This is a genomic window from Lysobacter sp. OAE881, from assembly GCF_040546665.1.
GTDB lineage: Bacteria > Pseudomonadota > Gammaproteobacteria > Xanthomonadales > Xanthomonadaceae > Lysobacter_J > Lysobacter_J soli.
Genome location: NZ_JBEPOG010000001.1, coordinates 2,019,553 through 2,045,106 on the forward strand (window position 1 = coordinate 2,019,553; position 25,554 = coordinate 2,045,106).

The 25,554-nt window shown below is 67.7% G+C and carries 21 protein-coding genes and 2 pseudogenes; 17 read left to right on the forward strand and 6 right to left on the reverse strand.

Annotated elements, in window-relative coordinates; translation table 11 throughout:
- The first annotated feature begins 32 nt into the window (after nt 1–32).
- From ABIE51_RS09370 to ABIE51_RS09385, 4 genes are all read left to right on the forward strand, one after another.
- A complete protein-coding gene (locus tag ABIE51_RS09370; protein ID WP_192630506.1) occupies nt 33–1,943 on the forward strand; it encodes a polysaccharide biosynthesis protein in 1,911 nt (636 codons plus the stop codon).
- Entirely contained in the window at nt 1,943–2,842 is a 900-nt protein-coding gene (galU, locus tag ABIE51_RS09375) for a UTP--glucose-1-phosphate uridylyltransferase GalU (protein WP_192630507.1), read from the forward strand. Before ABIE51_RS09370 ends, galU begins: the two co-directional genes overlap by 1 nt.
- 97 nt (nt 2,843–2,939) lie before the next feature.
- Nucleotides 2,940–4,244: an NAD(P)/FAD-dependent oxidoreductase gene (locus tag ABIE51_RS09380; RefSeq protein ID WP_192630508.1), complete on the forward strand. Its 1,305-nt coding sequence runs from the start codon at nt 2,940–2,942 to the stop codon at nt 4,242–4,244.
- A complete protein-coding gene (locus ABIE51_RS09385) occupies nt 4,241–4,576 on the forward strand; it encodes a tRNA-binding protein (RefSeq protein ID WP_115840505.1) in 336 nt (111 codons plus the stop codon). The genes ABIE51_RS09380 and ABIE51_RS09385 overlap by 4 nt, the downstream gene beginning before the upstream one ends.
- A gap of 69 nt (nt 4,577–4,645) precedes the next feature.
- Here the strand turns inward: ABIE51_RS09385 and ABIE51_RS09390 are convergent, their stop codons facing one another.
- The 4 genes and pseudogenes from ABIE51_RS09390 to ABIE51_RS09405 all read right to left on the reverse strand — a co-directional run bounded on the left by ABIE51_RS09390 (nt 4,646) and on the right by ABIE51_RS09405 (nt 9,603).
- Nucleotides 4,646–5,098: an outer membrane lipoprotein gene (locus tag ABIE51_RS09390; protein ID WP_115840504.1), complete on the reverse strand. Its 453-nt coding sequence runs from the start codon at nt 5,096–5,098 to the stop codon at nt 4,646–4,648.
- A gap of 220 nt (nt 5,099–5,318) precedes the next feature.
- Nucleotides 5,319–6,529: pseudogene (locus tag ABIE51_RS09395) on the reverse strand (acetyl-CoA C-acyltransferase).
- Between the two features lie 24 nt (nt 6,530–6,553).
- Nucleotides 6,554–8,931 (reverse strand): annotated as a pseudogene (locus ABIE51_RS09400) (3-hydroxyacyl-CoA dehydrogenase/enoyl-CoA hydratase family protein).
- 51 nt (nt 8,932–8,982) lie between these two features.
- Nucleotides 8,983–9,603 (reverse strand): TetR/AcrR family transcriptional regulator, encoded by a 621-nt coding sequence (locus ABIE51_RS09405; RefSeq protein ID WP_115840501.1) that lies wholly within the window; start codon nt 9,601–9,603, stop codon nt 8,983–8,985.
- A gap of 255 nt (nt 9,604–9,858) precedes the next feature.
- On the opposite strand from ABIE51_RS09405, the gene ndk reads away from it, so the two are divergent.
- The 10 genes from ndk (at nt 9,859) to moeB (ending at nt 19,920) form a co-directional block, all read left to right on the forward strand.
- Nucleotides 9,859–10,284, forward strand: coding sequence for a nucleoside-diphosphate kinase (ndk, locus tag ABIE51_RS09410; protein ID WP_115840500.1), 426 nt, complete (start codon nt 9,859–9,861; stop codon nt 10,282–10,284).
- A gap of 132 nt (nt 10,285–10,416) precedes the next feature.
- Entirely contained in the window at nt 10,417–11,547 is a 1,131-nt protein-coding gene (gene rlmN, locus ABIE51_RS09415) for a dual-specificity RNA methyltransferase RlmN (RefSeq protein WP_233433446.1), read from the forward strand.
- 18 nt (nt 11,548–11,565) lie between these two features.
- Nucleotides 11,566–12,402, forward strand: coding sequence for a type IV pilus biogenesis/stability protein PilW (gene pilW / locus ABIE51_RS09420; protein ID WP_192630511.1), 837 nt, complete (start codon nt 11,566–11,568; stop codon nt 12,400–12,402).
- Nucleotides 12,399–13,202: a RodZ domain-containing protein gene (locus ABIE51_RS09425; protein WP_192630512.1), complete on the forward strand. Its 804-nt coding sequence runs from the start codon at nt 12,399–12,401 to the stop codon at nt 13,200–13,202. Before pilW ends, ABIE51_RS09425 begins: the two co-directional genes overlap by 4 nt.
- 105 nt (nt 13,203–13,307) lie before the next feature.
- The gene (locus tag ABIE51_RS09430; RefSeq protein ID WP_192630513.1) at nt 13,308–13,940 is read left to right on the forward strand and encodes a YfgM family protein; all 633 of its coding nucleotides are present in this window, start codon (nt 13,308–13,310) and stop codon (nt 13,938–13,940) included.
- Nucleotides 13,940–15,139, forward strand: coding sequence for an outer membrane protein assembly factor BamB (gene bamB, locus ABIE51_RS09435; protein ID WP_115840495.1), 1,200 nt, complete (start codon nt 13,940–13,942; stop codon nt 15,137–15,139). The genes ABIE51_RS09430 and bamB overlap by 1 nt, the downstream gene beginning before the upstream one ends.
- 219 nt (nt 15,140–15,358) lie before the next feature.
- The gene (der, locus tag ABIE51_RS09440; RefSeq protein WP_157029995.1) at nt 15,359–16,759 is read left to right on the forward strand and encodes a ribosome biogenesis GTPase Der; all 1,401 of its coding nucleotides are present in this window, start codon (nt 15,359–15,361) and stop codon (nt 16,757–16,759) included.
- Nucleotides 16,760–16,946: 187 nt separating this feature from the next.
- Nucleotides 16,947–17,552, forward strand: a complete 606-nt coding sequence (gene mobA / locus ABIE51_RS09445; RefSeq protein WP_192630514.1) for a molybdenum cofactor guanylyltransferase — start codon at nt 16,947–16,949, stop codon at nt 17,550–17,552.
- Nucleotides 17,549–18,766, forward strand: a complete 1,218-nt coding sequence (locus ABIE51_RS09450) for a molybdopterin molybdotransferase MoeA (protein ID WP_192630515.1) — start codon at nt 17,549–17,551, stop codon at nt 18,764–18,766. Before mobA ends, ABIE51_RS09450 begins: the two co-directional genes overlap by 4 nt.
- A gap of 17 nt (nt 18,767–18,783) precedes the next feature.
- Complete coding sequence (moeB, locus tag ABIE51_RS09455; protein WP_192630516.1) at nt 18,784–19,920, forward strand: molybdopterin-synthase adenylyltransferase MoeB; 1,137 nt, start codon at nt 18,784–18,786, stop codon at nt 19,918–19,920.
- 4 nt (nt 19,921–19,924) lie between these two features.
- Here moeB and ABIE51_RS09460 read toward each other — a convergent pair whose 3' ends face one another.
- Together ABIE51_RS09460 and ABIE51_RS09465 are read right to left on the reverse strand one after the other, a co-directional pair.
- Nucleotides 19,925–20,704: an alpha/beta hydrolase gene (locus tag ABIE51_RS09460; RefSeq protein ID WP_192630517.1), complete on the reverse strand. Its 780-nt coding sequence runs from the start codon at nt 20,702–20,704 to the stop codon at nt 19,925–19,927.
- Nucleotides 20,701–21,012, reverse strand: a complete 312-nt coding sequence (locus ABIE51_RS09465) for a DUF1244 domain-containing protein (RefSeq protein ID WP_192630518.1) — start codon at nt 21,010–21,012, stop codon at nt 20,701–20,703. Before ABIE51_RS09465 ends, ABIE51_RS09460 begins: the two co-directional genes overlap by 4 nt.
- 110 nt (nt 21,013–21,122) lie before the next feature.
- Here ABIE51_RS09465 and folD point away from each other — a divergent pair, with 110 nt between their 5' ends.
- From folD to guaA, 3 genes are all read left to right on the forward strand, one after another.
- Nucleotides 21,123–22,028, forward strand: coding sequence for a bifunctional methylenetetrahydrofolate dehydrogenase/methenyltetrahydrofolate cyclohydrolase FolD (gene folD / locus ABIE51_RS09470; protein ID WP_115840488.1), 906 nt, complete (start codon nt 21,123–21,125; stop codon nt 22,026–22,028).
- A 383-nt stretch (nt 22,029–22,411) separates the two neighbouring features.
- Complete coding sequence (gene guaB, locus ABIE51_RS09475; protein WP_192630519.1) at nt 22,412–23,869, forward strand: IMP dehydrogenase; 1,458 nt, start codon at nt 22,412–22,414, stop codon at nt 23,867–23,869.
- 74 nt (nt 23,870–23,943) lie between these two features.
- Nucleotides 23,944–25,509 (forward strand): glutamine-hydrolyzing GMP synthase, encoded by a 1,566-nt coding sequence (gene guaA, locus ABIE51_RS09480; protein ID WP_192630520.1) that lies wholly within the window; start codon nt 23,944–23,946, stop codon nt 25,507–25,509.
- Nucleotides 25,510–25,554: the final 45 nt, after the last annotated feature.

Genomic DNA, 25,554 nt, shown 5'->3' on the forward strand with positions numbered 1-25,554 from the left:
GGCAGTTCGCAAAGAAATAAAAGGGGCGAAGGATGAGCTCATGGCGTGATCGGTGGAAAAGCGGCCTGCCGCGCCTCGCGGTGGTTGCGCACGATCTCGCGATGGTCTGGATCGTCTGGCAGGCCCTGCATCGCCTGCGTTGGGGCATCGAAGCCAATGCGCCGGCGATTCCGTTGTGGTCCGCGGAAATCGCACTGGTGCTCGCGGCCCAGGGGCTCGTGTTCTGGCAGGTGGGCCTGTATCGCGGGCTGTGGCGTTTCGCCGGCGTCCCGGATCTCTGGAACATCCTGAAGGCGTCGGTGCTCGGCCTGTTCGCCATCGTGCTCGGCCTGTTCCTTTACAACCGCCTCGGCACCGTGCCGCGCACGGTCCTTGTCCTGTACCCACTTGTGTTGATGGGCCTGTTGGGCGCTCCGCGCCTGCTGTACCGCGCGTGGAAGGACAGCCGTGTCGAATCGGCATCCAAATCGTCCGTCCGCATCCTGATCCTCGGTGCCGGCCATGCCGGCGAAGCCCTGGTGCGCGACCTCCGTCGCTCGGGCACCTACCAGCCGGTGGGTTTCCTCGACGACGCCGTCCGTTTGCGCGGCAGCAAGGTGCAGGGCGTTCCGGTGTTGGGACGCGTGCAGGACGTCGCCGAGATTGCGCGCGAGACAGCCGCCAAGCTGCTCGTGATCGCCATGCCGTCCGCAGACGCTAACGCGTTGCAGCGTGTGGTCGTTTCGTGCGAACGGACCGGCCTGCCGTTCCGCATGGTGCCGAAACTGCAGGACGTGCTCGAGGGCCGTTCGCTGCCGGGCGAACTGAAGGAAGTAGCGATCGAAGACCTTCTTGGCCGCAAGCCCGTGCTGCCGGACTGGAAGGCGATCCGCGGCTGGCTGGGCGCGCGCTCGGTGCTGGTGACGGGCGCGGGCGGTTCGATCGGTTCGGAACTCTGCCGCCAATGCGCGCGACACGGTGCCCGACGCATCACCCTGATCGAAGTCGACGAACTTGCGCTCACGACGACCGAAGCGGCGTTGAAGCGCGACTTCCCGGACGTCGAATACATCTCGGTGCTGGGCGATTGCGGCGACCCGGCGGTCATCGCGCACGCGCTCAAGCGCGCCGAGCCGGACGCCGTTTTCCACGCGGCCGCCTACAAGCAGGTGCCACTGCTCGAACTGCAGCTTCGCGAGGCCGTCCGCAACAATTCGCTGGCGACGGAAACTGTCGCGCGCGCGTGCTGCCTCGCGGACGTGGGCACGTTCGTGTTGATTTCCACCGACAAGGCGGTCGATCCCGTCAATGTGCTGGGCGCGACCAAGCGTCTGGCGGAAATGGCGTGCCAGGCACTGGCCGGGCAGTTCGCCACGCGCTTCGTCACGGTCCGCTTTGGCAACGTGCTCGATTCGGCCGGCAGTGTCGTGCCGCTGTTCCGCGAGCAGATCCGCGCCGGCGGTCCGGTCACGGTCACGGATCCGGAAGTCACGCGTTTCTTCATGACCATCCCTGAGGCCTGCCAGCTGATTCTGCAGGCCTCGGCGCTGGGGACGCATGAAGCGATCTACACGCTCGACATGGGCGAGCCCGTACCGATCAGGCTGCTTGCCGAGCAGATGATCCGCCTGGCGGGCAAGCATCCCGGCCGCGACATCGCGATCGTCTACACGGGCTTGCGCCCCGGCGAGAAGCTGCACGAGACGCTCTTCCATGCCGACGAGCGCTACCGCCAGACGACGCACCCGAAGATCCTCCAGGCCGAGCCGCGCGACGTCACCGCCGCCCACCTGGAAAGCGCGATCGGGCAGCTGCGCGAGGCCAGCAGCCGCTACGATCTTGACCTTCTCAACACGTTGTTGCGGATGGCGGTTCCTGAATTCCAGCCCGTGGGTACACATCCGGATTACCAGGAATCGGCGACAGTGGTCGCCTTTCCCGCACGCAACGCCAGGAAGGTTTGATGTCCGCACGAATCCGCAAGGCTGTTTTCCCCGTCGCCGGCCTCGGCACCCGCTTTCTTCCAGCCACCAAGACCGTCCCGAAAGAGATGCTGCCGATCATCGATCGGCCGCTCATCCAGTACGCCGTCGACGAGGCCATCGAGGCCGGTTGCGACACGCTGGTCTTCGTGACGAACCGCTACAAGCACGCGGTCGCCGACTACTTTGACAAGGCTTACGAGCTGGAACAGAAGCTCGAACGCAGCGGCAAGACCGAGCAGCTCGAACTCGTTCGCAACGTGCTGCCCGAAGGCGTGCGTGCGGTGTTCGTCACCCAGGCCGAAGCGTTGGGCCTGGGCCATGCCGTGCTCTGCGCGAAGGCCGTGATCGGCGATGAGCCATTCGCCGTGCTCCTTCCGGACGACCTCATCTGGAACCGCGGTCCGGGTGCGCTGAAGCAGATGGCGGACGCCGCCGAAGCATCGGGCGCGAGCGTGATCGCCGTGCAGGACGTTCCGCGCGAACAGACGGCCAGCTACGGCATTGTCGCGACCGAAAGCTTCGACAAGCGCCAGGGTCGCATCCGCGCCATCGTCGAGAAGCCCAAACCCGAAAACGCGCCGAGCAATCTCGCCGTAGTCGGTCGTTATGTGCTGAACCCGCGCATTTTCTCGCTGCTTGAATCGACCACGCCGGGTGCCGGCGGCGAGATCCAGCTGACGGACGCCATCGCTGCGCTGCTGGAAGAGGAGGCTGTCAATGCCTACCGTTTCCAGGGAACGCGCTTCGACTGCGGTACGCACATCGGGCTGATCGAGGCGACCATCCGGTACGCGCTCGACCACGAGAAGCTGAGCGACTCCGCGCGCCAGCTGATGCAGAACGCGCTGGCCGAACTGGGCGTCGAAGAGCTCAACTGACGTCGGATTGACGCGGGCGCCGCCATGCGGCGCCTGCGCCGCTAGACTCTGCATCTATGCGGCGGCGATCTGTCCGCCGCCGGAGCGTTCGGCGGACATGAGCGGCCTGGATTCCAGTTACTACGTGGCGACCATTCCCGATCGCGAGCTCGGGTTTGGGCCGCTGCGTGGGCCCGTGGATGCCAGCGTCTGCATTGTCGGAGGCGGTTTCGCCGGTCTGAACACCGCGCTCGGTCTAGCCGAGCGTGGCGTCCCCGATGTCGTGCTGCTCGAATCGCAGCGTGTCGGATTCGGCGCCTCCGGGCGTAACGGGGGATTCGTGTTCGGTGGCTTCTCGCGCGGCGAAGAGAGCCTGCTACAGGACTTGGGCCCCGAACGCGCCCGCGACTTGTACTCCGGCACGATCAACGCCGTCGAGCTGATCCGCGCCCGCACCGAGCGTTACGCCATCGAGTGCGACCGCGTCGATGCCGGCGTGCTCTGGACGAACTGGTTCCGCGATCCGCAGGTGCTTCGCGACCGCCAGCAACTGCTCGAACAACGCTACGGCGTGCACTGGCAATGGATGCCGCGCGAGCGCCTGCGTTCGCTGGTCCATACGGAGCGCTATCACGACGGGTTGTTCGAACCCGACGCATTCCATTTCCACCCCCTCAAATACGCGCGCGGCGTCGCGCGTGCCGCCATGGCGCAGGGAGTGGCGATCCATGAAGAGACGCCGGCCATCGCGCTCGAACGCGCGGGTCGCGGCTGGCGCGTGCGTACGCCCGATGGCGTGGTCCAGGCCGAGGAAGTCGTGCTCGCGTGCGGTGGCTATCTCGCCGGCCTGCGCGCCGAAGTCGATGCGGGCGTGTTGCCGATCGCGACGTACGTGATGGTGACCCAGCCGCTGGGCGCGCGCATGGACGAAATCATGAGCACGCGCGCCGCCGTCTACGACACGCGCTTCGCCTTCGACTATTACCGGCCGCTGCCCGACACGCGGTTGTTGTGGGGCGGGCGGATTTCGGTGCTCGACCGGTCCGCCGCGGAAGTCGAAAAACTCCTGTACGGCGACATGCTGAAGGTGTTCCCGCAGCTGGATGGCGTGCGCATCGATCACGCGTGGTCCGGATTGATGAGTTACGCGCGACATCAGATGCCGCAGATCGGCGCGATCGATGACGGACTCTGGCTGGCGCAGGCCTTCGGGGGCCATGGCGTGGCGCCCACCACGTTCGCCGGCGAACTGCTCGCCAGCGCGATCGCACACGGCGACCGGCGGTGGCGCGAACTGAGCGGCTATGGCCTGGTGTCGGCGATCAAGCCGGTGGGCTACGTCGGCGCGCAGCTCAGCTACTGGTGGGCCGAGTTCAAGGACGAATGGAAGGACAGGATGGAAGGGAAAACGAGGACAGGATGAGCGAGACGATCAGCTGGGCGGATTTCGAAAAAGTGATGTTGTGCGCTGGCACGGTGCAGCGCGTCGAGGAATTCCCGGAGGCGCGCAAACCCGCGTGGAAGCTGTGGGTCGACTTCGGGCCGCACGGCGTGCGCAAGACCAGCGCGCAGGTGAAGCACCTCTATGCAGCAGAAGAACTGGTCGGCCGGCAGATCGTCGGCGTGATCAATTTCCCGCCCAAGCAGGTCGGGCCCTTCATCTCGGAATTCCTGCTCACGGGATTCCCGACGGAGGAGGGCGTGGTCATCACCACGATCGAACGGCCGGTGCCGAACGGGACACGCATGGCGTGAGCGCGCTCGGCGCGCGGTAAACAAGAAGGCGGCCTCGAAGCCGCCTTTTTGTCAGTGCCGGCCGCGGCGCTACTTCGCCGGCGTGACGCGCGCGTCTTCTCCGCTGCCCTGGATGAAGACCTTCTGCCCGACGCGCAGATTCGTGGGCTCCTGCGTGACGGACACCAGCACGCCATTGGTCAGGCGCACGATGATGTCGTGCCCCGGGATCGGTTCCTGATTGCGACGCTGCACCGCGTTACCGGTGACCGCACCGCCGATCGTGCCCAGCACCATCGCCACGTCGCGCCCGGTGCCGCCGCCGATCAGGCTGCCGACGCCCAGGCCGAGCGCACCGCCGACTACGGCCCCGAGGCCTCGCGTCTTGGTATTGGAAATCTGCACGTCGGTGATCTGTTCGATCACACCGGAACGCACTTCCACGGCGCCCTGCATCGATCCGGGCGTGGTGGTCTGGCAGGCAGCCAACGACAGCGTGAGCAGCAGGGCCAGCGAAGCGCCGGCGATGGTACGCAGGGACATGAGCGTTCTCCTTGTCGGGGGATCGGACGAACCGGGAACGAACAAGGGCATCGCGTTGCTGTGGACGTGCCGACGCCCCGCGCCGGCCATCGCGAGACGGCGACGCGCTGCGATGCTGTGCTCAGCTGCGCGACAGGGACGTGAAATCGGCGAGAAGGCCGGCCTGCAACGAGAAAGGGCAACCCGGAGGCTGCCCTTTCGATCGAACGACGCGGGTGCTTCAGAGCGCTTCGAAGATGCCCGCCGCGCCCATGCCGGTGCCGATGCACATCGTTACCATGCCGTACTTCTGCTGGCGGCGACGCAGGCCATGGACGATGGTCGCGGTGCGGATCGCACCGGTCGCACCGAGCGGATGGCCCAACGCGATCGCGCCGCCGAGCGGGTTGACCTTCGACGGATCCAGGCCGCTGTCGCGGATGACCGCCAGCGCCTGCGCGGCGAAGGCTTCATTGAGCTCGATCCAGTCCAGCTGGTCCTTGGTCAGGCCGGCCTGCTTCAGCGCCTTCGGGATTGCCGCGATCGGACCGATGCCCATCACTTCCGGGCGGACGCCGGCCACGGAGAAGCTCACGAAGCGCGCCAGCGGCGTCAGGCCGTAGTCCTTGATGGCCTGCTCGGAGGCCAGCAGCACGCCGGCCGCGCCGTCGCTCATCTGCGAGCTGTTGCCCGCGGTGACGCTGCCGCCGAACTGGCCGTTGCGGAACACCGGCTTGAGCTTTGCGAGGCCTTCGATGGACGAATCCGGACGGGGGCCTTCGTCGATCTCGACGATCGACTTCTTCACGCGCACCGCGTTGCCGGCAAGGTCGGGAATGCGCGAGATCACTTCATACGGCGTGATCTCCGACTTGAACTCGCCGGCCTGGATCGCCGCGATGGCCTTCTGGTGCGAGGCCAGCGCGAAGGCGTCCTGTTCCTCGCGCGAGACCTTCCACTCCTCGGCGACCTTCTCGGCGGTGATGCCCATGCCGTAGGCGATGGCGACGTTTTCGTCCTTCGCGAACACCTGCGGGCTCAGCGCCACCTTGTTGCCCATCATCGGCACCATCGACATCGATTCGGTGCCGCCGGCGAGCATCAGGTCCGCGTTGCCCAGGCGGATCTGGTCGGCCGCCATCGCCACGGCCTGCAGGCCCGACGAGCAGAAACGGTTGATCGTCTGCGCAGCGATGGTGTTGGGCAGGCCGGCGAGCAGCGCGCCGATGCGCGCCACGTTCATGCCTTGCTCGCCTTCGGGCATCGCGCAGCCGATGATCGCGTCGTCGATGCGGCCCAGGTCGATACCCGGTGCCTGCGCGACCACGGACTTGAGCACGTGGGCGAGCATTTCGTCGGGACGGGTGTTGCGGAACACGCCGCGCGGCGCGCCTTGCCGACCGGGGTGCGGGTGGCGGCGACGATGTAGGCGTCTTGAACTTGCTTGGTCATGGTTCTGTGTCCTGTGTTCGTCGCTTAGTTACGCAGCGGCTTGCCGGTCTTGAGCATGTGCGCGATGCGTTCCTGCGTCTTGGGCATCTGCGCGAGCGCGACGAAGTGTTCGCGTTCGAGCCTGAGCAGCCATTCCTCGTCGACGATCGCGCCGCGGTCGACTTCACCGCCGCACATCACCGTGGCGATGCGGGTGGCGATCTCGTAGTCGTGCGGCGAAATGAAGCGGCCTTCCAGCATGTTGACCAGCATCATCTTGAAGGTCGCGATGCCGACGTCGCCGGCGACCTGGATGCGGCGCGCGGGCAGGGGCGGGCGGTAGCCGGATTCGGCCAGCGCGCGGGCCTGCGCCTTGGCGACGTGCAGCAGTTCGAACGCATTGAAGACGACGGCGTCGTTCTCGCGCGCGAGCTTGAGCTCCTTCGCCTCCAACGCCGACGCCGACACCTTGCCCATCGCGACGCTTTCGAACGCCGTCTTGAGCTGCGCGAACACGTCGCCGCCCGGGCCGGCGGCTTCGGATGCGCGCACCGCGAATTCCTTCAGGCCGCCGCCGGCCGGCAGCAGGCCGACGCCCGCTTCGACCAGGCCGATGTAGCTTTCCAGCGCGAACACGGCCTTGGCCGAATGCATCTGGAACTCGCAGCCGCCTCCGAGCGCCAGGCCGCGCACGGCCGCGACGACCGGCACCAGCGCGTACTTGATGCGCTGGCTGGTGGCCTGGAAATTGGCGACCATCGCCTCGAAGCCCTTCACGTCGCCGGCCTGCAACAGGCCGAGCGCGCCGGCCAGGTCGGCGCCGGCGGAGAAGGGTTCCTTCGGCTGCCAGATCACCAGGCCGGCGAAGTCGCGCTCGGCGATGGTGATGGCTTCCTGCAGGCCGTTGAGCACGTGGTCGTTGACCGTGTGCATCTTGGTCTTGAACGAGACCACGGCGAGATGTCGTCGCCTTCGTCGGCCCACATGCGGATGCCGTCGTTCTCGAAGACCGTGCGGCCCTGCGAGAACTTCTCGCCCAGCAGCGGGTCGGGGAATCGCTGGCGCGCGTAGACCGGGTTGGACGAGCGGGGCACCTGCGCCTTGCGCGAGGGGCTGAAGCTGCCGTCCTTGTCGTGCACGCCGTCCCGACCGTCGAACACCCAGTCCGGCAGCGGCGCGCTGCTCATCGCCTTGCCACCGACGATGTCCTCGGCGATCCAGTCGGCGACCTGCTTCCAGCCGGCAGACTGCCAGGTCTCGAACGGGCCGAGCGACCAGCCGTAGCCCCAACGCATCGCGAAGTCGATGTCGCGCGCGGTTTCGGCAATGGATTCAAGGTGATACGCGCTGTAGTGGAACGAATCCCGGAAGATCGCCCACAGGAACTGCGCCTGCGGATGCTGGCTGGCACGCAGCGCGGCGAACTTCTTCGCCGGGTCGCGTTCCTTCAGCAGCGCGGCGACCTCGGCGTCCAGCTCGCCGGCCGAGACGCGGTAGTCCTGCGCCTTCAGGTCGAGCACGAGGATGTCCTTGCCGCGCTTGGTGTACACGCCGGCACCGGTCTTCTGGCCGAGCGCGCCCTTCTCGATCAGCGCCGTCAGCCACTTGGGTGCCTTGAAGTACTGATGCCACGGGTCGTCCGGCAGCGTGTCGGCCATCGTCTTGATGACGTGCGCCATCGTGTCCAGGCCGACGACGTCCGCCGTGCGGTAGGTCGCCGACTTCGGGCGGCCGATCGACGGGCCGGTCAGCGCATCGACGGTGTCGAACCCGAGGTCGAACTGCTCGGTGTGGTGCATCGCGGCCAGCATCGAGAACACGCCGATGCGGTTGCCGATGAAGTTCGGGGTGTCCTTGGCGATCACCACGCCCTTGCCGAGCGCGGTGGTCAGGAAGGTTTCCAGCGCCGTCAGCACGTCGGCGTCGGTGGTCTTGGCCGGGATCAGCTCGGCCAGGTGCATGTAGCGCGGCGGGTTGAAGAAGTGCACGCCGCAGAAACGGTGCCGCAGCTGCTCGGGCAGCACTTCGGCCAGCTTGTTGATGCCCAGGCCCGAGGTGTTGCTGGCGAGGATCGCGTGCTCGGACACGAACGGCGCGATCTTCTTGTAGAGATCCTGCTTCCAGTCCATCCGTTCGGCGATGGCCTCGATGATCAGGTCGCAGTCGCGCAACTGCTCCAGGCCGGTTTCGTAATTCGCCGGCGTGATGCGCTCGGCGAGCGACTTGCTGGCGAGCGGGGCGGGGCTGAGCTTGGCCAGGTTGGCGATGGCCTTGCCGACGACGCCGTTGGGGTCGCCTTCCTTGGCCGGAAGGTCGAAAAGGACGGTGTCGACGCCCGCGTTGGTCAGGTGGGCGGCAATCTGCGCACCCATGACGCCGGCGCCCAGCACGGCCACTCGGCGTGCAAGCAGTTTCTTAGGCATGTTTTGCAAATCCTTGTCTGACAAGTAATTTGAAGCGTGGGGTTCAACGAATCAGGATTTGAAGCCGGCCGCGGCGAAGCGGATCAGCTCGCGGGCCGCGCGCTCGCGATGGGCCGCCTCGGTCACACCGGCCGGGCGCTTGATCAGGCCGAAATCGGCCATCGCGTAGGTCAGCGAACCGGCCAGGAAGTCGAGCCGCCAGTACAGCTCTTCCTTGCTCAGCCCCGGCACGCAGCCGGCGATCGCCTTGGCGAACTCGCGCAGCACGTGGCCGTAGTGATCGGACAGGAACTTGCGCAGGCGGTCGTTCTTTTCGGCGTAGGCGCGGGCGACCACGCGTACGAAGGCGCCGCCGCCGTGGCGGTCCTGCGCCATCGCCAGCGCGGGCTGGACGAACGCGGCCAGGATCGGCTCGAGCTCGCCGGGATGCGTTTCCAGCGCGGTTTTGAGGGCGCCGAGGCGCTGGGCGCTCATGTCGTCCATGCGGCGGCGGAAGACCTCGTTGACGAGGTTTTCCTTGCTGCCGAAGTGGTAGTTCACCGCCGCGATGTTGACGTCGGCGCGGCTGGTGACCTGGCGAAGGGAGGTGCCGGTGAAGCCGAACTGCGCGAACAGTTCCTCGGCGGCGCCAAGGATCCGGTCCTTGGTGGAGAAGTGGGCAGTGGTGGCCATGGGTACTGCGTGGGTCCTGCGGCTGCGGTGGCTGAATCAAACGCTTGTTTGATGCTAGTCCGACGCGGCCTGAACCGTCAACGGACATCGCGCAAAACCCGCCGCCAGACCCTGCAAAAATGCCCAACGATCCGCTAGAATTACCGGAGCCTTGTGGGCTAAACCCGCGTCCGTACGCGGGTTTTTCTGTTATCCTCGGGCGCGAACCCTGGTCAAGTCACCACGTTCGGCGGCCCGCCTACCCGGAGAGATTCCATGGCGCTGGAGCGCACCCTTTCGATCATCAAGCCCGACGCCGTCGCCAAGAACGTCATCGGTGAGATCTACACCCGCTTCGAGAAGGCCGGCCTGAAGGTCGTCGCCTCGAAGATGAAGCAGCTGTCGAAGCAGGAAGCCGAAGGCTTCTACGCCGTGCATCGCGAGCGTCCGTTCTTCAACGCGCTGGTCGAGTTCATGATCTCCGGCCCGGTGATGATCCAGGTGCTGGAAGGCGAAGGCGCCGTGCTGAAGAACCGCGACCTGATGGGCGCCACCAATCCGAAGGACGCCGCGCCGGGCACGATCCGCGCCGACTTCGCCGACAGCATCGACGCCAATGCCGTGCACGGTTCGGACAGCCTGGAGAACGCCGCGATCGAAGTCGCGTACTTCTTCCCGGCGACCGACGTGTACGCCCGCTGAGCGACTGAAGAAAAGGCCATGACCACGCAACGCGACCGCATCGACATCCAGCTCGCTGGCGACACGCCCGCGACGGAATCGGCTGCGCGCGTGGAAGCAGGCGTGGCCGCGAAGGGCGCGGGCGAGGGGAAGATGAACCTCTTCGACCTCGACCGCGCTTCGCTCGAGCGTTTCTTCGAAGAGACGCTCGGCGAGAAGAAGTTCCGCGCGCACCAGGTGATGAAGTGGATCCACCACCGGTACGTGACCGACTTCGCCGAGATGACCGACCTGGGCAAGGCGCTGCGCGCCAAGCTCGAGGCGAGCGCCGAAGTGCGCGTGCCGCAGGTCGTGTTCGACAAGGCGTCCACCGACGGCACGCACAAGTGGCTGCTCGGCATGGACCCGAAGAACGCCATCGAGACCGTCTACATCCCCGACAAGGGGCGCGGCACGCTGTGCGTGTCGTCGCAGGTGGGCTGCGCGCTCAACTGCCAGTTCTGTTCGACCGCCACCCAGGGCTTCAACCGCAACCTGTCCACCGCCGAGATCATCGGCCAGGTGTGGGTCGCCGCGCGTCACCTGGGCAACGTGCCGCACCAGCAGCGCCGCCTCACCAACGTGGTGATGATGGGCATGGGCGAGCCGCTGGCGAACTTCGACAACGTCGTGCGCGCGATGAGCATCATGCGCGACGACCTCGGCTATGGCCTGGCGAACAAGCGCGTCACGCTGTCGACCGCCGGCATGGTGCCGATGATCGACCGCCTCGCGCTGGAGAGCGACGTCTCGCTCGCCGTGTCGCTGCATGCACCCAACGACGAGCTGCGCAGCGAGCTGGTGCCGCTCAACAAGAAGTACCCCATCGAACAGCTGATGGACGCCTGCGTGCGCTACGCGCTGCGCAAGCGCGGCACGTCCGTGACCTTCGAGTACACGCTCATGAAGGGCGTGAACGACCAGCCGCAGCACGCGCGCCAGCTGCTGCGCCTGATGCGCCAGTTCGACAACGCCGTGCAGATGAAGGACGCGGCGAAGGTCAACCTCATTCCGTTCAACCCGTTCCCGGGTACGCGCTTTGAGCGTCCGGACGACGCGGCCATCCGCGCGTTCCAGAAGCTGCTCAACGAAGCGGGCATGATCGCCCCGGTGCGGCGCACGCGCGGCGACGACATCGACGCCGCCTGCGGCCAGCTCAAGGGGCAGGTCATGGACCGCACCCGGCGCCAGGCGGAATTCCAGAAACAACTGCAGGCACGCGGCCTCGGCAACGAGGCGGCGTGATGTCAGGAGCCCGCTAGCATGGACGTCCGCGGCCGCCCGCTGAGCCTCACAATCACGACCGTCCTGGCGGTCGCGGTGTTGGCGACCGGCGCGTGCAGCCGCATGACCTTCGTGCGGCAGGACTTCAAGCGCCAGGACTTCGAGCGCACAGCGCCCGAGGTCAACGTCGCCGGCAACGGCCGCAACACGGCCGCCATCGCCGCGAGCAGGCCGCTCGAACTGGCCCGCGCGCGTCTCATGGCCGGCGATTACGCCGCCGCCGAGAAGGAAGCGCTGAAGGCGCTGAAGCTCGATCCCAAGTCCGCCGATGCCGAGACGGTGCTGGCCCTGGTCGCGGCCAGCCGCGGCGATACCGCCGAAACCGGACGCCACTACCTGCGCGCCGCCGAGTTCGCACCGGGCAACGGTGCCGCGCAGAACAACTACGGCGTGTGGCTGTGCCGCGAAGGTCGCGCGGCCGAATCGCTGGGCTGGTTCGAACGCGCGCTGCAGGACCCGAGCTACACGACACCGGCGGTGGCCCTGGCCAATTCCGGCAGCTGCGCCGCCCGTGCCGGCCAGGACGATCGCGCCCGCCGCGAGCTGCGCCGGGCGATCGAACTGGATCCGAACAACGCCACGGCGCTGGGCGCGCTTGCAGAGCTTGAGTTCCGTCAAGGAAATGCCTTCGAAGCGCGCGCATTCTCCGAGCGCCGCCTGGCGGCTGCTCCCGCGGACCCCGGCGCGTTGCAGCTGGCGTCACAAATCGAAGAGAAACTCGGCGACAGGGCAGCCGCCGCAAGATACGTTCAGCGAATGAGGGCGGAGTTCCCGCAGAAGCTGGGCTCCGGCATGGGGGATGACGGAAAGCGATGAACTCGAACCAACTCGCGCCTGAGATGGGCGCCAGCATTGGCGTGCGTCTGAAGCAGGCCCGCGAAGCGGCGGGCCTGTCGCAGGAAGACGTCGCCGCCAGCCTGAAGATTCCGGTCAAGGGAATCCGGCAGCTCGAATCGGGGGACTCGAGCCAGCTGGGTGCACCGGTCTTCGTTCGCGGACAGATGCGCAGCTATGCGCGCCTGCTCGGCGTGCACTTCGACGAGGAACTCGGTCAGGGTGCACGCCCGATCGCGCCGTCGGAGCTGGTCAGCCACACGCATACGCCGCGCTACCGCCGCGTGTTCGAACAGGCCACGCGTCGCGCGATCTACATCGTGCTGACGGCGGCCATCGCGGTGCCGATCTGGATGGCCTCGCGCGAACTCAAGAAGGACGACGCGAAGGTCGAGTCGCTCGACGTGGCGACCGCACCGGCCGCGCCGGCCAGCAACGCCCAGCCGACGGCATCCGAACCCGTGCACCGCACGCCGCTGGTTGCCTCGATGGCGACGCTGCCCGCGCCGGCCGCCACGCAGCCGGCGTTGTCGCTCAACTTCACCGGCAACAGCTGGGTGGAAGTGCGCGGTGCCGACGGCCGCGTCATCGAGAGCGGCGAACTCGGCACGGGGCAGCAGCGCACCTATTCTGCGGGCGAAGTCTCTCGGGTGGTGCTGGGAAATTCGTCCGCCGTTGAAGTCCGCAACGCGGGCAAGGCGGTCGATCTGACGCCGTTCAGCCGCGCGAACGTGGCGCGCTTTACGCTATCCTCTGACGGTTCCCTCACGCCGGGCGATTGACCGGCGGTACGGGAAATCCACACGCACCGGCCCGCAACGCGGGCCGGTGCTCCTATTTCGGATTCCCGCCTCACGGTGGGCCACAGAGCACGGCAGCCGGTACCGATGGCGATTGACGATCTTCTCGACGAACACGAACAAAGCGAACGCGTCCTGCAGTGGCTGCGCAACAACGGTGCGGGCCTGATCGGCGGCATCGCGCTGGGCCTGGCGGCCATCGGTGGATGGAAGTGGTGGGACCAGCGGCACGAGCAGGCGCGCATGGGCATGGCCACGCAGTACCAGGCCGCCATCGACGCCATCGACGCGAAGGACAAGGCGGCCGATGCCAAGGTCAAGGCGCTTGAGGAAGGTTCGAGTTATCGCGCCCTTGCCGCGCTCGAACTGGCCCGTTCGCAGGTGGAAGCCAACCAGAACGACGCCGCGCTCGCGACGCTCCAGGGCATCAAGACCGAAGATCCGGCGATCCGGCAGATCATCCAGCAGCGCACCGCGCGCCTGCTGATCGAGAAGAAGCAGGCCGACGCCGCGCTGAAGCTCGTCGCGGACGCCGACACCGCGGCGGGCATCGAAGTGCGTGGCGACGCGCACCTCGCGCTCGGCCAGAAGGACCAGGCGCGCACCGCCTACGCCGAAGCCATGGCCAAGCTCGATGTGGCATCGCCGCATCGCCGCCTGCTCGAACTCAAGCTCACCGAAGTCGGCGGCACGCCCGCCAAGCCCGAGGCCAAGTCCTGATGAAGCACCGTTCCATGCTGCTGCGTACCTCCGTCGTGCTGCTGTGCGCGGCTTCGCTCGCCGGCTGCTCGACCATCAAGGGCTGGTTCGGTGGCGACAAGAAGAAGGACGACGGCAAGCCGAACGAGCCGGCCGAACTGACCGACATCACCCCGTCGGTAACGGTGCAGAAGATCTGGTCGGCCAACGCCGGCAAGGGCGAAGGCCGCATCGGCGTGCGCCAGGGCCCGGTCGTCGCCGACGGCCGCGTTTTCGCGGCAGCGATCGAAGGCGGCGTGCACGCGTTCGATCTGCAGACCGGCAAGCAGGTCTGGGAATACCGCCCCGACAAGAAGGCCAACATCCGCCTGTCCGGCGGTCCGGGCGTGGGCGAGGGCCTGGTCGTGGTCGGCGGGCTGGATGGTGAAGTCATCGCCCTCGACGCCAGCACCGGCGAAGAGAAGTGGAAGGCCCACGTGCCGAACGAGGTCATCGCGGCGCCGGCCATCGGCATGAACTCCGTGTTCGTGCGTTCCAACGACGGTCGTGTCACCGCGTTCGATGCCGCCAGCGGCGAGCGTCGCTGGTTCTGGGTGCAGGAAGTGCCGATGCTGTCGCTGCGCGGCAACGACGGCCCGGTGCTCGGCCCGGGTTTCGTGTTCATCGGCAATGACGACGGCACGGTGTCGGCGCTGTCGGCGAACGATGGCCGCCCGATGTGGGAACAGCCGATCGCGCAGCCGGAAGGCCGCACCGAGCTGGATCGCATGGCCGACGTCGACGGCACGCCCGTGCTCGAAGGCACCACGCTGTTCGCCACGAGCTTCAAGAAGCAGACCCTGGCGATCGATGCCCCGAGCGGCCGCCCGATGTGGTCGGCGGAGCACGGCGGCGCGGGTCGCATCGGCATGGCGTCCGACCGCCTGGTCGTGACCGATCCGACCGGCTCGGTGTTCGGCCTGGACAAGAACAGCGGCGCGGCCCTCTGGTCGCAGCCGGCGCTGGCACGTCGCAACGTGACGGGCGCGGCAGTGCAGGGCGATTTCGCCGTCGTGGCCGACTTCGACGGCTACGTGCACTGGCTGAAGCTGGACGACGGCGCCTTCGCCGCGCGCGAGCGCGTCGGCGGCAAGGCCGTGAAGGCCGCCCCGGTCGTGGCCGACGGCATCGCGATCGTGCAGAACGTCAACGGCGAGCTGACGGCGTTCCGCCTGCAGTAAGCGCCCGCGCAGGGCAGCACGCGACGAACGGCCCGGGCGAGAGTCCGGGCCGTTTTTCATGTGGATTCCGGGCCCCGGTTTCCCTTTTTTCGCCCGGCCCGTCATCATGCCGTACCCCGATGACCCACGGACCGGGCCCCGGAGCCGGCCGCCGCGCGGCTCTCCGCCGCCCGGCACGGCGCTCCGTTTCCGTTCCCCCATTCCGCACCGGTTCCCAGCATGCTTCCGCTCGTCGCCCTCGTTGGCCGTCCCAACGTTGGAAAATCCACGCTGTTCAACGCGCTGACGCGCACCCGCGACGCCCTGGTCCACGACCAGCCAGGCGTCACGCGCGATCGCAACTACGGCGTGGCGCGGCCGGAGGGCAAGCGCCCGTTCGCCATCGTCGACACCGGCGGCATCGCCGGCGAGGACGAAGGACTGGCCGGCGCCACCGCGCGGCAGGCCCGTTCGGCGGCCGAGGAAGCCGACCTGGTGCTGTTCGTCGTCGATGGCCGCGAAGGCGCTTCGGCGCTGGATGACGACATCCTCGCCTGGCTGCGAAAGACCGCGCGCCCGGCGATGCTGGTGGTCAACAAGACCGACGGCCTCGACGCGCAGGCCGCGATCAACGAGTTCGCCCGCTACGGCATCACCGACGTCATCGCCGTGTCGTCGGCGCACCGCCAGGGCATCGACGAGCTGATCGACGCCGTACTCAAACGCGTGCCGGAAGAGGGCACGGCGACCGAACTGGACACCGATCCGTCGCGCATCCGCGTGGCATTCATCGGCCGCCCGAACGTGGGCAAGTCGACGCTGGTCAACCGCCTGCTCGGCGAGGAGCGGATGATCGCCTCCGAAGTGCCAGGCACCACGCGCGATTCGGTTTCCATCGACATGGAGCGCGACGGCCGCCTGTACCGGCTGGTCGATACCGCCGGCGTACGCCGCAAGGCGCGCGTGGAAGAGGCGGTGGAGAAGTTCTCGATCGTCAAGACGCTGCAGGCGATCGAGCAGTGCCAGGTGGCAGTGGTGATGCTCGACGCGAGCGAAGGCATCACCGACCAGGATGCGACCGTGCTGGGCTTGGCGCTCGACGCCGGACGCGCGCTGGTCGTCGCCGTCAACAAGTGGGACGGCCTGACCGATTACCAGCGCCAGCAGGCCGAAGCGCTGCTCACGCGCAAGCTGGGCTTCGTCGAATGGGCCGAAGCGGTGCGCATCAGCGCGAAGCACGGCTCGGGCCTGCGCGAGCTGTTCCGCGCGATCCATCGTGCGCATGCCTCCGCCACACACGAATTCAGCACCAGCGAAGTCAACAAGGCGCTGGAAGTCGCGTACGAAACCAACCCGCCGCCGACGGTGCGCGGCCACGTCGCCAAGCTGCGCTACGCCCATCCGGCGGCGAACAATCCGCCGACGTTCGTGGTGCACGGCACACGCCTGCGCACGCTGAGCGATACTTACAAGCGCTACCTCGAGAACTTCTTCCGCAAGCGCTTCAAGCTGGTCGGCACGCCGGTGCGCTTCGTCTTCAAGGAAGGCGCCAATCCGTACGAAGGCAAGAAGAACGTGCTCACCGAGCGGCAGGTCGCGAAGAAGCGCCGCATGATCCGCCACGTGAAGAAGGGCAAGTGACGCAACCGCGCGTTGGCGCCAGGCGCCAACGCGCGGTTGCGTCATCCCGGCGAAGGCCGGGATCCAGGCCCGTAACGCTTCCGCGCATGCAGCGCGAATGCCTGTGCCAATCCGTCATCCGGCGAAGGCCCGGGTCCCGCCCCGCAGCATTCCAGGCTGCCGGCCAGCCGGGCCTTAAACTCCCCGAATGCCGCCCATCCTCCCCAGCGACATCACCCTGGGCATCCTCGCCGGCGGCCGCGCAAGCCGGCTCGGCGGTATCGACAAGGCCTGGCTGCAGCGCGACGGCGTCGCGCAGGTCGAGCGCTGGCGGCGACGTTTCGCATCCGAAACCAGCGCCACGCTGATCAGCGCCAACCGTTGCCGCGAACGCTACGAGCGCCTCAACCTTCGTGCCGTGCCCGATCGCCACGACGGCGATCTCGGTCCACTCGCCGGCCTAGACGCATTGGCCGCCGCCTGCGATAAGCCATGGCTGCTGACCTTGCCCGTCGATCTGGTCGGCGTGAACGACTGCCTCGTCCCCAGCCTGAGTGCCTCCGCGAGCGCGCATGGCGCATACGCCGTGGACGACGACGGCCCGCAGCCGCTCGTCGCGCTATGGCCGGCGGCGCCCTTGCGCGAGGCCGCGGCGCGCGCCATCGCCGCGAACGACCTGGCGATCCATTCGCTGCAACGCCATCTGCGCATGGTCGCCGTCCGACTGGACGGCGTACGCTTCGGCAACCTCAACACGCCGCAGGACCTCGCCGCCGCTGGCGCGGTGCCCGGCGAAACTGACTCCCCCGCATGACCGACTTCCCGATCCAGCTCGCCTTCGACGACGCCGTCGCGATCATCCGCGACGTCGCGGCAAAGCACCGCCTCGATACCGAAACCCTTCCGCTCTCGCGCACGCACGGGCGCATCCTCGCCACCGACGTGCATGCGCCCATCGCGCTGCCGCTGTTCGACAACAGCGCGATGGACGGCTTCGCGCTGCGCCATGCCGATCTTCGCGAAGGCGAGACGACGCTGCGCCTCATCGACGAACAGTTCGCCGGCCGCGCTCGCGAGATCCGCGTGGGCGAGGGCGAATGCGTGCGCATCACCACCGGCGCGCCGATGCCGGCCGGTGCCGATACCGTCGTCATCAAGGAAAACACGCGGGTCGACGGCGAGCGTGTGGTAGTCCTGACGTCGCCCGATGCCGGCGCGAACCTGCGTCGCGAAGGCGAGGACGTGCGGGCTGGCGAATGCGTGCTCCAGGCCGGCAAGCGCCTCACGCCTGCGCGCGTATCGCTCGCCGCATCGCTCGGCGTGCCGTCGCTCACGGTGTTTCGCAAGCCGACGGTGGCGGTGTTCAGCAGCGGCGACGAACTCGTCGAACCCGGGCTGTCGCTCGCGCCCGGCGAGATCTACGACAGCAATCGCGAACTGCTGATGGGCCTGCTGCGCGCCGAAGGCCTGGAACCGACCGCGTGGCCGCGACTGCCCGACGATCCGAAACGGGTCGAGATCGCGCTGCGCGATGCCGGCTGCGCGTTCGATCTGATCGTCACCTGCGGCGCCGTTTCGGCGGGCGAGAAGGACCACATCCCGGCCGTCGTCCAGCAGTTCGGCCAGGTGCATTTCTGGAAGGTGCGGATGAAGCCCGGCATGCCGGTGCTGTTCGGCAGTCTCGACCAGGCGCGCGTGCTGGCATTGCCCGGCAATCCGGTGTCGGTGTTCGCGACGTTCCTGGGTTTCGGCCGCACGCTCATCGACGCGTTGCAGGGCCGCACGGAACCGCGCCCGGCCGAGCGCGCGCAGCTCGTCTCGCCGATCGAGAAATCCCACGCTCGCCGCGAATTCCAGCGTGCCACGGTGTTCTGCGACGAACACGGCGTGCTGCGCGCCGATCCGAATCCCGCGGTCGGTTCGCACCGTTTGCGCGCGGTCGGCGAATCCAACGCGCTGATCGTGGTGCCCGATGGACCGCAGCGTTTGGCGGCGGGCACCGTCGTGGAGGTCCTGCGTTACGCGTGAGGGAGGATAATCGGGCCATGAACACTGCCGCCCAGATCGAACTCATCGCTCCCGCCGACGCCCTGCGCCGCCAGCGCGAGGGCGCCGTGATCGTGGACGTGCGCGAGTCGCACGAGCGCGCCACGGGCTTCGCCGAAGGCGCGCTCGGCGTCGCACGCGGCGATCTGGAAGCCGATCCGCAGGCCTCGCTGCCCGACCGCAACGCCGACGTGCTGGTGATCTGCCAATCCGGTGCGCGTTCGATGAAGGCCGCGCAGGCGCTCCACGCCGCCGGCTACACACGCGTGGCATCGGTCGACGGCGGCACGACGCGCTGGATCGCAGAAGGCCTGCCGGTCGCCCGCGACGAACGCGACTTCGATTTCTACGACCGCTACTCGCGCCACCTGCGCCTGCCCGAAGTCGGTGAAGCCGGGCAGCGCAAACTTCAGGCCGCGCGCATCGCGATGGTCGGCGCGGGCGGGCTGGGTTCGCCGGCGGCGTTCTACCTGGCTGCCGCAGGCGTGGGCACGATCGTGCTGGCCGACGACGACATCGTCGATCGCAGCAATCTGCAGCGGCAGATCCTGCATGCCGAAGACCGCATCGGCGTGCCGAAGGTCCAATCGGCGAGGATCGCGCTGGCGGCGCTGAATCCGACGGTCAACATCGAGACGTTCCAGGCGCGCATCACTGCCGCCAACGTCGAGCGGCTGATCGAAGGCGCCGACGTCGTCGTCGATGGCGCCGACAACTTCCCCGTGCGTTACCTGCTCAACGACGCCTGCGTGAAGCTCGGCAAGCCACTGGTCTACGGCGCCGTGCACCGTTTCGAAGGGCAGGTGAGCGTGTTCGATGCCGGGCGCCATCGCGGCCACGCGCCGTGCTATCGCTGCCTGTTTCCCGAGCCGCCGCCGCCGGAAGCCGCGCCCAACTGCGCCGAAGCCGGCGTGCTAGGCGTGCTGCCCGGCGTGATCGGCCTGCTGCAGGCGACGGAGGCGATCAAGCTGATCCTCGGCGTCGGCGAGCCGCTCGCCGGCCGGCTGCTGCACTTCGACGCGATGGGCATGCGGTTCCGCGAAACACGGCTGTCGGCCGATCCGGATTGCCCGGTGTGCGCTGCCGGACGCGACTTCCCGGGCTACATCGACTACGCGAAATTCTGCGCGGCCTGACGCGTCAGCGCAGGAAGTCCGCCAGCGCCTGTTCGAACTCCGGATTGCCGCTGATCGTGTTGTGCCCGGCCTGCGGCAGGTCGACGACTTTCGGCGGCTTGCCCAGCGCGGCGATCAGCCGGTTGGTGTTGGCCGGCGGCACGACGGTGTCGAGCGCGGCACGTATGACCATCACGTCGCCCTCGTAGCCGCGCAGGCGGTCGATCGAATCGAAGCGGTCGCGAAGGATCCAGCGGATCGGCAGGGCCGGGTAGTGCACCCGCGCCACCGCGGCGAGGCTGTCGAACGGGGCGATCAGTACCAGTTGCGACACATCCCGCTGGCTCGCGACGTAACTGGCGACGCCGCTGCCCAAGCTGGAGCCGATCACCGCGATGGGCTGGTTCGGATGGCGTGAGCGCACTTCGTCGAACAGCGCGAGCGCGTCGCCGAGCAGCGCGGCTTCGCTCGGCACGCCGCCGCTCGCGCCATAGCCGCGGTACGACACCAGGTAGACGGGACGATCGGGCAGCAGGCGGTCGAGCATCTCGCGCCGGTGCTGTATGCCTTCGGCATTGCCGCCGAAATAGATCACCGGCCGCGACGCCTGCGGATGCAGCACCCAGCCGTGCAGCTGGACGTCGTCGCGCGCCAGCGTGAAGTCGGTCTGCGCGACGTCGATGCGCGTGCCTTCGGGCAGGTAGATGAGATCGCGCTGCTTGGAGAACAGCCACGCGACCACGCCGGCATAGCCGATCACCGGCAGCGCCGCCCAGCCAAGCCACTGGCGGCGCACGAAGCTCATTGCGCGTGACGGCGTTGCGCCGCCTCGAATGCGGCCACCTGCTCGGGCGTCGCCTCGCGCTGGTGCTGCGCCTTCCACTGCGCGAACGGCATGCCGTAGATCGCCTCACGCGCCTCGTCCTTCGTCATCGTGATGCCGCGCTGCTCGGCGGCCTCGCGGTACCAGTCGGCCAGGCAGTTGCGGCAGAAGCCGGCGTTGATCATCAGGTCGATGTTCTGCACGTCCGGGCGATCCTGGAGCAGGTGCCGGAGCAGGCGCCGGAAGGCGGCGGCCTCGATCTGGGTGGTTTCGAAATCGGGTTCGGTCATGGGGACTGTCTTCGTTCCGGAGCGGGGGAGCCGGGAGCCTGCGGAACGGGCCGGCCTTCCGGGATGGCTTGAGCGATAATGCCCGGCCCGAATGTACTCCAGCCCAAGGCATGACCGTCTCCACGACCCAGGCACCGGCCCGCATTCTCGACGGCAAGCGCATCGCCGAAGACCTGCTCGATACGCTCAAGAGCCGCGTCGACGCGCGCGTCGCCTCCGGCAAGTCGCGCCCGGGGCTCGCGGTCGTGCTGGTCGGCAACGATCCGGCGTCCAGCGTCTATGTGAAGAACAAACGGCGTGCGGCGCAGAAAGTGGGCATCCGCGCGATCGACTACGACCTGCCTGCCGACACCGGCAACCAGGAGCTGCTGGCGCTGATCGACACGCTCAACGCCGATCCGGACGTGCACGGCATCCTGGTGCAGCTGCCGCTGCCGGACCGTCGCGACGCGACCGAGCTGATTCACCGCATCGACCCGCGCAAGGACGTGGACGGCTTCCATCCTGAAAACGTCGGCCATCTCGCGCTGCGCCAGTTCGGCCTGCGTCCGTGCACGCCGCGGGGCATCACGACGCTGCTGGCGTACACCGACCGACCGGTGCGCGGCCAGAGCGCCACGATCGTGGGCGTCTCCAACCACGTCGGCCGGCCGATGGCGCTGGAGCTGCTGATCGCCGGCTGCACCGTCACCAGCTGCCACAAGTTCACGCCGCCCGAGGTCCTCGAAGCCTCCATCCGCAACGCCGACATCCTCGTGGTCGCGGTGGGTCGCCCGGGCCTGATCCCGGGTGAATGGGTGAAGCCGGGCGCGGTGGTGATCGACGTGGGCATCAACCGCCTCGACGACGGCCGCCTGGTGGGCGACGTCGGCTTCGAAGCGGCCGCCCAGCGCGCCAGCTGGATTACGCCGGTCCCGGGCGGCGTAGGCCCGATGACGGTCGCCACGCTGATGCAGAACACGCTGGAAGCGGCAGAGGCCGCGGATTCGGGGCAGGGGTGGCACGCGGTGAAGTAGCCCCGCAGCGCTGCTCGGTTGAGACGACCGGTTACGCTTTCGCTTCGTTGCCCCTCACCCCAACCCCTCTCCCGGTGGGAGAGGGGTTCAAGACGGGGTAACCAGCGCGGTCATCGACGCGGGCTTTTGCCCCAGCCCCTAAGTTAGGGGCGGTCGCGGCAGCGCCGCGAGGGGCGGGTATGGAGCACGTGTGGGACGTGATTTGCGAAGCAAATCCCGTCTTGCGCGGGAGTGGCCCCAGGCCACGAGTGCGATTTGCGGAGCAAATCGCGTCAAGCGCGACCGGCAGCCTCAGTAGAACGACTCGTCCCGGCGCGAAGCAGGCGTGAGGGACGCCAGACACGCTACAATGTCGCGCTTCATCCGCCTCCCGGCCCCCGCCCATGCTGCGCATCCAGGCTGAAGCACTGACCTACGACGACGTTTCGCTCGTCCCGGCCCACTCGACGGTCCTGCCCAAGGACGTCTCGCTCACGACCCGCCTCACCCGCGACCTGAACATCCGGCTGCCGATCCTCTCGGCCGCGATGGACACCGTCAGCGAAGCGCGCCTGGCCATCGCCATGGCCCAGCTCGGCGGCATCAGCATCATCCACAAGAACATGAGCCTGGAAGCCCAGGCCGCGCAGGTCGCGCAGGTCAAGAAGTTCGAGGCCGGCGTGATCAAGGAGCCCTTCACCGTCGGGCCCGACACGACGATCGGCGAAGTCCTCAAGCTCACCCGGGCGCGCAACATCTCCGGCGTGCCGGTGGTGGAAGGCGGCCAGCTGATGGGCATCGTCACCAGTCGCGACATGCGCTTCGAGAAGAAGCTCGACGATCCGGTCCGCCACATCATGACCAAGAAGGACCGCCTGGTGACGGTGCGCGAGGGCGCCACCGACGAGGAAGTCCTGAGCCTGCTGCACAAGCACCGCATCGAGAAGGTGCTGGTGGTCAACGACGGCTTTGAGCTGCGCGGCCTGATCACCGTGAAGGACATCCAGAAGAAGTCCGACAACCCCAACGCGGCCTACGACACCAGCGAACGCCTGCTGGTCGGCGCGGCCGTGGGTGTCGGCGGCGACACCGAGGCGCGCGTGGAAGCGCTCGCCGCGGCCTGCGTGGACGTGGTCGTGGTCGATACCGCGCACGGCCATTCGCAGGGCGTGCTCGATCGCGTCAACTGGGTGAAGAAGAACTTCCCGCAGCTGCAGGTGATCGGCGGCAACATCGTCACCGGCGATGCCGCGCTCGCGCTGATGGACAACGGCGCCGACGCGGTGAAGGTCGGCGTCGGCCCGGGCTCGATCTGCACCACGCGCATCGTCGCGGGCGTCGGCGTGCCGCAGGTCACCGCGGTGGCGATGGTCGCCGAGGCGCTGCAGGACCGCATCCCGCTGATCGCCGACGGCGGCATCCGCTATTCGGGCGACATCGGCAAGGCCATCGTCGCGGGCGCCTCGACGGTGATGATCGGCGGCCTGTTCGCCGGCACCGAGGAAGCGCCGGGCGAAGTCGAACTGTTCCAGGGCCGCAGCTACAAGAGCTACCGCGGCATGGGCTCGCTGGGCGCGATGGAGCAGGGCTCCAAGGACCGCTATTTCCAGGATGCATCGGACGCCGACAAGCTCGTGCCCGAAGGCATCGAAGGCCGCGTCCCGTATCGCGGCCCGCTGCGCAACGTCGTGCACCAGCTTGCCGGCGGCCTGCGCGCCACGATGGGCTACGTGGGCTGCGCGAGCATCGAGGACATGCGCAAGAAGCCCAGCTTCGTGCGCATCACCAACGCTGGTGCTCGCGAGAGCCACGTGCACGACGTGCAGATCACGAAGGAACCGCCGAATTACCGAGCGGGTTGATTGTTCGCAGGAAGGGAGACGCAAGTTTCCCTTTCTTGTTTTTTGCGCTTGCGATTACTGAAGTCCACGGCCCCATGACCAACATCCACAGCGACAAGATCCTCATCCTCGATTTCGGCGCGCAGTACACGCAGCTGATCGCCCGCCGCATCCGCGAGATCGGCGTCTACTGCGAAATCTGGGCGTGGGACCACGATCCGGCGGAAATCGCCGCGTTCGGTGCGAAGGGCATCATCCTGTCGGGCGGTCCCGAATCGACGACGGAGGAAGGTGCGCCGCGCGCCCCGCAGGAGGTCTTCGATTCGAACCTGCCGGTCCTGGGCATCTGCTACGGCATGCAGACGCTCGCCGCGCAGCTGGGCGGCGCGACCGAAGCGGCCGACGCGCGCGAATTCGGCCACGCTGAAGTCGAACTCGTCGCGCACGACGCGCTGCTGGGCGGGCTGACCGACCACGACGGCGAGCCGCGCATCGACGTGTGGATGAGCCACGGCGACCACGTCGCCAAGGCGCCGCCGGGCTGGACCGTCACCGCCGTGACCGACCGCATCCCCGTCGCCGCGATGGCCCGCGAGGACAAGCGCTGGTACGGCGTGCAGTTCCATCCGGAAGTCACGCACACCAAGCAGGGCCAGACGCTGCTGCGCCGCTTCGTCGCCGACATCTGCGGCTGCAAGACGCTGTGGACGGCGGCCAACATCATCGAGGACCAGATCGCCCGCGTGCGCGAGCAGGTCGGCTCGGACGAGGTGATCCTCGGCCTGTCCGGCGGCGTGGATTCCTCCGTCGTCGCCGCGCTGCTGCACAAGGCGATCGGCGAGCAGCTGACCTGCGTGTTCGTCGACACCGGCCTGCTGCGCTGGAACGAAGGCGACCAGGTGATGGCGATGTTCGCCGAGCACATGGGCGTGAAGGTCGTGCGCGTGAACGCCGCCGACCGCTACTTCAAGGCGCTGGCCGGCGTCGAGGATCCCGAGGCCAAGCGCAAGATCATCGGCAACCTGTTCGTCGAGATCTTCGACGAGGAGTCGGCCAAGCTCGCCAACGCCAAGTGGCTGGCGCAGGGCACGATCTACCCGGACGTCATCGAGTCGGCCGGCAGCAAGACCGGCAAGGCGCACGTCATCAAGAGCCACCACAACGTGGGCGGCCTGCCGGAAGACATGAAGCTGCGCCTGGTCGAGCCGCTGCGCGAGCTGTTCAAGGACGAAGTGCGTCGCCTCGGCGTCGAACTCGGCCTGCCGCGCGCGATGGTCTACCGCCATCCATTCCCGGGTCCGGGCCTGGGCGTGCGCATCCTGGGCGAAGTGAAGCGCGAGTACGCCGAACTGCTGGCGCGTGCCGACCACATCTTCATCGACGAACTGCGCAAGGCCGACCTGTACGACCGCACGAGCCAAGCGTTCGCCGTGTTCCTGCCGGTGAAGTCGGTGGGCGTGGTCGGCGATGCGCGTGCCTACGAGTGGGTGATCGCGTTGCGAGCCGTGGAAACCATCGACTTCATGACCGCGCACTGGGCGCACCTGCCGTACGACTTCCTCGGCCGTGTGTCCAACCGCATCATCAACGAACTGCGCGGTGTCTCGCGCGTGGTGTACGACATCAGCGGCAAGCCGCCGGCGACGATCGAGTGGGAGTGATCCCGCTTCGATGAGGCAAATGAAAAGCCCCGCGAAAGCGGGGCT